2 protein-coding genes are annotated in these 2,865 nt (G+C 64.4%); both read left to right on the top strand.

The window, feature by feature from the left end:
- Positions 1-2,027, top strand: a 2,027-nt coding sequence (locus KH616_RS23745; protein WP_292253502.1) for a hypothetical protein, incomplete at its 5' end; no start/stop codon positions are given.
- 382 nt (positions 2,028-2,409) lie between these two features.
- The coding region (locus KH616_RS23740) for a cation transporter (RefSeq protein ID WP_292253501.1) at positions 2,410-2,865 on the top strand (456 nt) is incomplete at its 3' end.

The following is a 2,865-nucleotide window of genomic DNA, read 5'->3' as shown; positions in this document are numbered from 1 at the left end:
CCGATGCCCAGATCGACCTGAAGGTCCTGATCATCACCAGCCAGCAGGCCGGGAGCACCCCCGAACTGGCGGCCGCCCAGTCAATCCTCGATCGGGTGGGCATCCCGTATACGGTCTACTCGTACGACACCAACAATCCGACGCTGCCCGCACTCGAAACGGGCAATCATGCGCTGTACCAGGCGATCGTCCTGCCCATCAGCGACTACCGGTACATGAACCCGTTCGCCGGCGGCGCGCTCGCGCAGACGCTCGCGCGGTACCAGTTCAAGTACAACGTGCGACTCGCGAGCTTCTACACGTGGCCGGCCGACAGCGGCTGCCTGCAGTACGCCAATTACCAGGACACGACCGCGACGCCGCTGTCGTCGGTGCTGACCCTGGCCGGGCAATCGATCTTCCCTTACATGAACGCCGGCACGACCGCGCTCAATCCGCTGACGATCTCGAACGCGTGGACCTATTTCGCGTCGCCGGCCAGCCCGCTGCCGGCCGGCACGACCGTCACGCCCGTCCTGCAGGCGACCGGCCCGGGCAATACGACGTATTCGATCGGCGCGACCTGCCTCTTCAGCAACACGGCACCGCTCACCGGCGACAGCACATCGCGCGAGACCCTGTCGCTGACGTTCGATAACAGCCAGTATCTGACGCATTCGATCACCCTGTCCTACGGTGTCGCGAACTGGCTGACGCGCGGCCTGTTCCTCGGCGCCCGGCATGTGTACATCGATCCGCAAGTCGACGATATCGGCATTCCCGACGAGATCTTCCCGTATGCGCAGTCCGATTCCACGGGCCTCTGGTACGACGTCCGCACCGGCGCGGTGACGAACACGAGTCCGGCGGGCCAATGCCCGCTCGGGTCGACGAGCCGGTCGACGGGCCTCACTCCCTGCGAATACCGGATGACCGGCGCGGATTTCAGCAACATCGCGCTCTGGCAATCGCTCGTGAACCTGACGACGCTGAATGCCTCGGCAGTCAAGATCTCGATGGCGTTCAACGGCTCGGGCTTCAGCACCAAGTACGGCGGGGAAGGCGATTACCCGCCCAGCGGCACGGATTCGCTGTCGACGCAGGTTGCCGCGGCACAGGGCAATTTCAAATGGATCAGCCATACATACGACCACGCCTTGCTCGATCCGCCGTTCACGACGACCGCCGCGCAAGTGACGACCGAGATGCAGAAGAACCTGACCGTCGCGAACAAGCTCAGGTTCACGACGTTCAATGCCAGCACGCTCGTGACACCGGAGATCTCGGGGCTGTACAACCCGACGACGCTCGGCGCGCTGACGGCATTCGGGACGCAGGTGCTCGTGTCCGACAGCTCGAAGCCGACCCCGCCGGTCGGAACGACCGGCTGCCCGACCAGCAACAATGGCGTGGCATGGCCGCTGCCGGCATTCAACGCAGGCAAGTACAACTGCGTGAACCAGCGGATATTCGAGGTGCCGCGATACGCGACAGCGCTGTTCTACAACGTGTCGCAACCGTCGGAGTGGGTCGCCGAATACAACTACTTCTACGGTGCGAACGGGATCGACCCGACGCGGTGGGGTTATAACCTGACCTACGCGCAGGTGCTCGACAAAGTGTCGGATCAGCTCGCCGTCTATCTGCTCACGTATGACAACCGGCCGATGATGTTCCATCAGTCGAACCTGCGTGCATACAACGGAACGAGCACGCTGCTGGGCGATCTGCTGAATGCGACGTTCACCAAGTACAACAAGTACTACAAGAACCTGCCGATCCTGAGTCCTTATCTGAGCGCGACCGGCACACTCGCCAATCAGCGGATGATCTACAACACGTCCAACGTCACCGCAACGCTCGTGCCGGGCAAGTCGATCGTGGTCCAGGCCTCGCGCACCGACGGTCAATCGGTCGTCGTGCCGGTGACGGGCGTGACGTTCGGGACATCGACCGAGATCTACGGTAACCAGAGAATCTCCAACATCACGCTGCTGCCGTCGACCGCCTACACGACGCAGATCACGCCGGCGCCGGCCTGGCAATAAGCGCCGTCAGCGCGGACGCGCGACGAGGACAACCCAGCGCATCATGATTGCCCGCCGCCCGGCGGGCATCTTTTTCGACCTCAGGCATCGCTGCGCATCGCCAGGCCGCGACTCCGCAGGTGCGACGCTCGCCGTCCGGCCGCGTACGGTTCGGCGCACATCGACGGCAAACCGGCCCGGCAGCAGATTCGCGCCCCGCCGTCCGGACGAAAACAAGGCGCGCATCAGGAAAATGCCGGTTTCTTGATACGATTTTGGCATCTCCCTGCACCGACTCTTGTCGCGAAATCCGGTATCCCGGCATGGCCGCTTGACCTTCCCATGATGGGAATGTCAATACTGGGCATGTTTGCGGCACAGTTCGCGCTTTTGGAATACCCACATGACAGCACTCCATGCATCGGCGGCCCTGAACACGTTCGGGCTGACCATCGACGGCATGCATTGCGGCGGATGCACCGGACGCGTGCAGCGCGCGCTGGCCGGCGTGCCGGGCGTCGTCGACGCGACGGTCGACCTGGCCGGCCGATCCGCAACCGTGATCGCGCAAGAGACGGTCGCGCCCGCGCAATTGGTCGATGCGGTCGTGCAGGCCGGTTATCACGCGGTCATGCAGAAAACGTCCGCCGAGACGGCCGGCACGGCGCCGCAGGCACCGCCGCGTCCCGTCGCCGTCCAGCCGCCTCCATCCCGCCCCGCCAGCGTGACGGTCGATCTCGACATCGGCGGCATGACCTGCGCGTCGTGCGCCGGTCGTGTCGAAAAGGCGCTCGCCGCCGTGCCGGGCGTCACGCGGGTCTCGGTCAATCTTGCGACCGAGCGGGCGACGATCGATGCG

Origin of the sequence: Burkholderia sp., assembly GCF_018375725.1 — a bacterium.
Taxonomy (GTDB): Bacteria; Pseudomonadota; Gammaproteobacteria; order Burkholderiales; family Burkholderiaceae; genus Burkholderia.
The sequence above is the reverse complement of the archived record's forward strand: the minus strand, read 5'-3'. Positions and strand labels throughout refer to the sequence as shown.